This window comes from Streptomyces sp. NPDC046303, assembly GCF_055588085.1.
Genome location: NZ_JBVJFA010000007.1, coordinates 256801 through 263050 on the forward strand (window position 1 = coordinate 256801; position 6250 = coordinate 263050).

Here is a 6250-nt window from a genome sequence, read left to right on the forward strand (position 1 = left end):
GTATTGCGGAAGTTAGTTTCTGCTTGATGGAAGACTGCATGGAGGTTCGCGCGGCTGTCAAGTGCGGACTCCCGAAAAGTCCTGCCCGCCCGTCGCCCGGCCGCCACCCCTCAAGGAGGCGCTGTCGCGCCGCTCCTTCCCGCCCGGTAGCTTGGCGAGCGTGCGATTGAGAGTGGAGTTCACGACCGAGCCCTTCGACCTCGAAGAGGCCCCTGCCCACGCCGTGGCCGCTCGCGAGGTCATCCAGAAAGCCGAACTGGACGCGGTGGACGTCGGCCCGTTCGGCAATACCGCGGAGGGCGAGGCCGACCGGGTGCTGGCCGCGGTGGGCGCGCTGCTGCGCGATTCCCTGGAGGCCGGGGCCACCCGCGTCTCGCTCCAGGTCAATGTGCTCGGGGAGGACACGCCATGACCGAGCCCCGCGACCACCCGTTCGTCACCGCGGTCAAACCGCTGGTGGACGCCATGGGCGGCGAGCTGCTGGACCCGGCCCTCGCCCAGCCCGACGACGTCGTGCTCAGCTGGGAGGGCCAGGACCTGCTGGCCGTGCGCCTGCCCCAGCTCTCGGACTCGCTGGACCACATCCTGGCCGCGCTGGAGCGCCGGCACGGCGTACCGTTGTCCCAGCTCGACCGGAAGACCAAGCAGGACATCGTCCGGATACTGGAGGCGCGAGGCGCCTTCTCCGTGCGGCACGGCGTGGAAACGGTCGCGGGCGCCCTGGGCGTAAGCCGCTTCACGGTGTACAACTACCTGAACCGGGAAAACCCCAACAAGACCGCCCAAAAATGAAGCCAAGCGTGAACGCGGCCTGACCCACAGTGACGAGCCGCCGCCCAATTCATCCGGGCGGCGGCTTTTGTGTACGGGAAGTTTCAACAAAGTGTTGACGCGGTGTTGTCGAGGGCGTTAGCTATGCGCAGCCCGTCAAAGCAACAACAGGCCACGGAGGCCTACCGTGACTTCGAGTCCGACACCGGGTCTCACCCGGTTCAACGCCTTGGACGACAGCGCGGCCACGGCCGAGCTGCACGAGGTGTGCGCCAGTTCGGCGTGGGGGAGCAAGCTGCTCGCCCAGCGCCCCTTCGCCACCGCTGCATCCCTGTTCGCCGCGAACGAGGCCGCCATGGCGGAGCTCACCGCGGAGGACCTGGCCGAAGCGATGGCAGGCCACGCGCCGATCGGCCGGCCGAAGCCGGGAGACCCGACCTCCGCCCGCGAGCAGCGTGGCATGGCCGGCGCCTCGGAGGAGCTCAAGAACGAGCTCCTCGAACTCAACCTGGCGTACCAGGAGAAGTTCGGCCACGTCTTCCTCATCTGCGCCACCGGTGCGACCGGTGAGTTCATGCGGGACGCGGTCAAGGTCCGGATCGACAACTCGCCGGAGCAGGAGCGAGAGATCGCCCGCGGTGAGCTCGTCAAGATCAACAAGATCCGCCTGACCCGCCTCGTCGAGCACGCAGAAGAAGAAGGAGAGTGAGCATGAGCACCGCGACCACCGCATCGGTGTCCACGCACATCCTGGACACCAGCATCGGCAAGCCCGCCGAGGGCGTCGCCATCTCCCTGTCGGCCCGCACCGGGCTCGACGGCGAGTGGGCGGCCCTGGGCGGTTCCGCCACCGACGCCGACGGGCGTTGCAAGGACCTGCCGGCGCTGCCGGAGGGCACCACCCACGTGCGTCTCGACTTCGAGACCGAGACGTACTTCTCCAAGAAGCAAGCCGAGGCGCAGCAGGACGCCCCCCGCGTAAGGGACAGCGCTACGTTCTTCCCCGAGGTCACCATCACCTTCGCGGTGAGCCCGGGCGAGCACTACCACGTACCGCTGCTGCTCAACCCGTTCGGCTACTCCGTTTACCGAGGGAGCTAGCATGGCCACGATTCTGGGCCAGAACCAGTACGGCAAGGCAGAGAACCGCGTCGTCAAGATCACGCGGGACGGCGACACCCACCACATCAAGGACCTGAACGTCTCGGTCGCCCTCTCCGGCGACATGGACGACGTCCACTACTCCGGCTCGAACGCCAACGTCCTGCCGACGGACACCACCAAGAACACGGTGTACGCGTTCGCCAAGGAGTACGGCATCGAGTCCGCCGAGCAGTTCGGCATCCACCTGGCGCGCTGGTTTGTCAACAGCCAGGAGCCGATCCAGAAGGCGCGCATCCGGATCGAGGAGTACGCCTGGGACCGGATCGCCACCTCCGACGCCAACTCCAAGTTCATCGGCGCCGACGAGGTCAACCACTCCTTCGTCCGCAAGGGCATGGAGACCCGCGTCACCCAGATCACGTACGACGGCACGAACTGGGAGGTCATCTCCGGCCTCAAGGACCTCGTCGTCATGAACTCCACGAACTCCGAGTTCTGGGGTTACGTGAAGGACAAGTACACGACGCTGAAGGAGGCCTACGACCGGATCCTGGCCACCCAGGTGTCGGCTCGCTGGCGCTTCAACTGGTCGGACGACGAGCAGCGGATGCCCAACTGGGAGAAGTCCTACGCCGAGACCAAGAAGCACATGCTCCAGGCCTTCGCGGAGACCTACTCCCTCTCGCTGCAGCAGACCCTGTACCAGATGGGTTCGCGCATCATCAACCACCGTTCGGAGATCGACGAGGTCCGCTTCTCGCTCCCGAACAAGCACCACTTCCTCGTCGACCTTGAGCCGTTCGGCCTCAAGAACGACAACGAGGTCTACTTCGCCGCGGACCGTCCGTACGGTCTGATCGAGGCCACTGTTCTCCGGGACGGCGTTGACGCCCGTATCCCCGTGGACATGACCAACCTCTGATGCGGCACGCGCGTCCCGGGGCTCCGCAGTGGCCCCGGGACCGCGCGACACCTTTGAGCTTCCTGATTCGGCACCCGGACGCATCCCCAGGGGCGGCAGTACTGTCAGCTGTCAAGGCCCCGGCTCCGGCACTCAAATCTCCTGGGCCTTGCCGTGCCCGCACCGCCACTGAAAGCACGAGGAAGTCCCATGGCAGCATCGGCAGCCCTTGACAGCGCGGTCGAGCGCATCGTCATCGAGAACTGTGCGATTGCGACCGTCGACGCGAACGACACCGAGTACGCCTCGGGCTACGTGGTCGTCGCCGGCAACAAGATCGAGTCGATCGGTGCGGGCAAAGCCCCCGAGAACCTCGAGAACGTGGTCCGCCGCATCGACGGCACGGGTCACCTCGTCACCCCCGGCCTGGTCAACACCCACCACCACTTCTACCAGTGGATCACGCGTGGCCTGGCCACCGACCACAACCTCTTCAACTGGCTCGTCGCGCTGTACCCCACCTGGGCGCGCATCGACGAGCAGATGACCTACACGGCCGCGCAGGGCTCCCTCGCCGCGATGGCCAAGGGCGGCGTCACCACCGCCATGGACCACCACTACGTCTTCCCCAAGGGCTCCGGCGACCTCTCGGGCTCGATCATCCGCGCCGCGTCCGAGATGGGCGTCCGCTTCACCCTCGCCCGCGGCTCGATGGACCGCAGCGAGAAGGACGGCGGCCTGCCGCCGGACCACGCGGTCGAGACCCTCGAGGGTGCGCTCGCCGACACCGAGGCGACCGTGAAGAAGTACCACGACGCCTCCTTCGACGCGATGACCCAGGTCGCGGTCGCCCCCTGCTCCCCCTTCTCGGTCTCCACCGAGCTGCTCAAGCAGGGCGCCGAGCTGGCCCGCCGCCTGGGTGTGCGCATGCACACGCACGGCTCGGAGACCGTCGAGGAGGAGAAGTTCTGCCACGAGCTCTTCGGCATGGGCCCGACCGACTACTTCGAGTCGACCGGCTGGCTCGGCGAGGACGTGTGGATGGCGCACAGCGTCCACATGAACGACTCCGACATCGCCGCGTTCGCCCGTACCAAGACCGGTGTCGCGCACTGCCCGTCCTCCAACGCCCGTCTGGCCGCCGGCATCGCCCGCGTCCCGGACATGCTGGCCGCCGGCGTACCGGTCGGCCTCGGCGTGGACGGCACCGCCTCCAACGAGTCCGGTGAGCTGCACACCGAGCTGCGCAACGCGCTCCTGATCAACCGCCTGAACCCGGTCCACCGCGAGCGCGCCCTGAACGCGCGCCAGGCGCTGCGCCTGGGGACGTACGGCGGCGCCCAGGTCCTCGGCCGCGCCGACAGCATCGGCTCGCTCGAGGTCGGCAAGTGCGCCGACCTGGTGATGTGGAACCTGAGCACGTTCCTGCACTCCTCGATCGCCGACCCGGTCACCGCGCTGGTCTTCGGTGCGGCCGCCCCGGTGACCGCGTCGTTCGTCAACGGCAAGCAGATCGTCGAGAACAACCGGCTGCTCTTCGCCGACGAGGACGCCATCGCGGTGTCCACGCGGGAAGAGGCCCAGCGCCTCGCGCGGATCTCCGCGCAGGCCTGATCCTCCGCCCGGCGCTGCCGGGCGGACCTTCAGAGTCCGGCCGGGGGGGACGGCCCCCGGCCGGCGGCCGCGGACCCGAGCGGGGTCCGCGGCAGCCGTTCCCGGGTGGCGCCCGAGGTGATCCGAGGGCGCGCCCCGGGAGCGGTGACTCGTGCCACTGGCTCCCTCACGCAGCCGCATCGCGCGGCCGCATCACGCAGCCGCATCGCGCGGGACGGTTTTGGGCGAATCGTTTCTGCACCCCTTGGGACAAGCATCCGCACCATCCACAACTGAACACAGGCTCGACTCGCAACGCCTTCGCACCACCTCCATGACACCCACGTCCCTGCCGACGTGTTACCCGACCGGAGGAAGCCGTGGCCGCAACGCCCAGGTTTCGCAAAGACGCAGTCGCAGTACCGGAGGAGAAGCACCCGGTCGACGAGACCCTGCCTCCGCTGAAAATGTTCACCAGCGGTCTCCAGCACGTCGCCGCCATGTACGCGGGTGTCGTCGCCCCGCCCATGATCGTCGGCCCGGCCGTGGGCCTCTCCGCCACCGAGACCGCCTTCCTGATGGGCGCCTCGCTCTTCACGGCGGGACTCGCCACCCTCCTCCAGACCCTCGGGTTCTGGAAGATCGGCGCGAGGCTCCCCTTCGTCAACGGCGTGTCCTTCGCCGGTGTGACACCGATGATCGCGATCGGCAAGGGGGAGGGGGACGACGCCATCCCCATCATCTTCGGCGCGATCATCGTCGCCGGAGTCCTCGGCTTCTTCGCCGCCCCCTACTTCGGCAAACTCGTCCGCTTCTTCCCGCCGGTCGTCACGGGTACGGTCATCACCCTGATCGGCGTATCGCTGCTGCCCGTCGCCTTCAACTGGTCGCAGGGCGGCAACAGCTCCGCCGGCGACTACGGCTCGATGCGGAACATCGGCATGGCGGCCCTCACCCTGGTCATCGTCCTGCTGATGCGCAAGTTCCTGCGCGGGTTCCTCCAGCAGATCTCCATCCTGCTGGGCCTGGTCGCGGGCACCCTGATAGCCCTGCCGCTCGGCATGACCAGCTTCGACGCCGTCAAGAACGCCTCGGTGGTCGGCTTCCCGACCCCGTTCCACTTCGGCGCCCCGCAGTTCCAGGTCGCCGCGATCATCTCGATGTGCATCGTCATGCTCGTCTGCATGACCGAGTCCACCGCCGACATCCTGGCGCTCGGCAAGATCGTCGGCCGCCCGGCGGACGCGAAGACCATCGAGGGCGGTCTGCGCGCCGACACCCTCGGCAGCGCGATCAGCCCGCTGTTCAACGGCTTCATGTGCAGCGCCTTCGCGCAGAACATCGGGCTGGTCGCGATGACCAAGGTGCGCAGCCGGTTCGTGGTCGCCGCCGGCGGCGGCATCCTGATCCTGCTCGGCCTGTGCCCGATGGCCGCCTCCGTCATCGGGGTCGTCCCGCTGCCGGTCCTCGGCGGCGCCGGGATCGTGCTCTTCGGCTCGGTCGCGGCCAGCGGCATCCAGACCCTGGCCGGTGCGGCCATGGAGAAGGGCGAGAACGCCCTGATCGTCGCCGCCTCGGTGGGCATCGGCCTGATCCCGATCGCCGCGCCGGAGTTCTACCACGCCTTCCCCAAGGACCTCCTGGTCGTCCTGGACTCGGGCATCAGCACCGGCTGCGTCGTGGCGATCCTGCTCAACCTCGCCTTCAACCACCTCGGCGCCAAGAAGGGCACGGCCGCGGCAGCCCCGGAACCGGTGCCGGTGCACTGACACCCGGCCCGGCCCGTCCGGCCCGCCCGGACGCGGCGCCGGACCCCCGGGGGGGGGGGGGGAGAGGAGAAAGGCCGGAGGGGGGTGGTGGGAAGAAAGGGAGAATGGGGAG

7 protein-coding genes are annotated in these 6250 nt (G+C 68.2%); all 7 read left to right on the forward strand.

All coding sequences use genetic code 11. From position 1 onward, the window contains the following. Positions 1-160 precede the first annotated feature (160 nt). The 7 genes from ACZ6I1_RS10290 to ACZ6I1_RS10320 all read left to right on the forward strand — a co-directional run bounded on the left by ACZ6I1_RS10290 (position 161) and on the right by ACZ6I1_RS10320 (position 6138). Positions 161-412: a thiamine-binding protein gene (locus ACZ6I1_RS10290; RefSeq protein ID WP_469285287.1), complete on the forward strand. Its 252-nt coding sequence runs from the start codon at positions 161-163 to the stop codon at positions 410-412. Beyond that, positions 409-792, forward strand: a complete 384-nt coding sequence (locus ACZ6I1_RS10295; RefSeq protein WP_469285289.1) for a helix-turn-helix domain-containing protein — start codon at positions 409-411, stop codon at positions 790-792. The genes ACZ6I1_RS10290 and ACZ6I1_RS10295 overlap by 4 nt, the downstream gene beginning before the upstream one ends. 166 nt (positions 793-958) lie before the next feature. Then, positions 959-1480: a 2-oxo-4-hydroxy-4-carboxy-5-ureidoimidazoline decarboxylase gene (gene uraD, locus ACZ6I1_RS10300; RefSeq protein WP_469285290.1), complete on the forward strand. Its 522-nt coding sequence runs from the start codon at positions 959-961 to the stop codon at positions 1478-1480. Between the two features lie 2 nt (positions 1481-1482). Next, a complete protein-coding gene (gene uraH, locus ACZ6I1_RS10305) occupies positions 1483-1872 on the forward strand; it encodes a hydroxyisourate hydrolase (RefSeq protein WP_469285292.1) in 390 nt (129 codons plus the stop codon). A 1-nt stretch (position 1873) separates the two neighbouring features. Next, the gene (gene pucL / locus ACZ6I1_RS10310) at positions 1874-2797 is read left to right on the forward strand and encodes a factor-independent urate hydroxylase (RefSeq protein WP_469285294.1); all 924 of its coding nucleotides are present in this window, start codon (positions 1874-1876) and stop codon (positions 2795-2797) included. Positions 2798-2986: 189 nt separating this feature from the next. Continuing rightward, complete coding sequence (locus ACZ6I1_RS10315) at positions 2987-4390, forward strand: 8-oxoguanine deaminase (protein ID WP_469285297.1); 1404 nt, start codon at positions 2987-2989, stop codon at positions 4388-4390. A gap of 359 nt (positions 4391-4749) precedes the next feature. Beyond that, positions 4750-6138 carry a nucleobase:cation symporter-2 family protein gene (locus ACZ6I1_RS10320; protein WP_469285298.1) on the forward strand — a complete coding sequence of 463 codons (1389 nt, stop codon included), beginning with the start codon at positions 4750-4752 and terminating at the stop codon, positions 6136-6138. Positions 6139-6250: the final 112 nt, after the last annotated feature.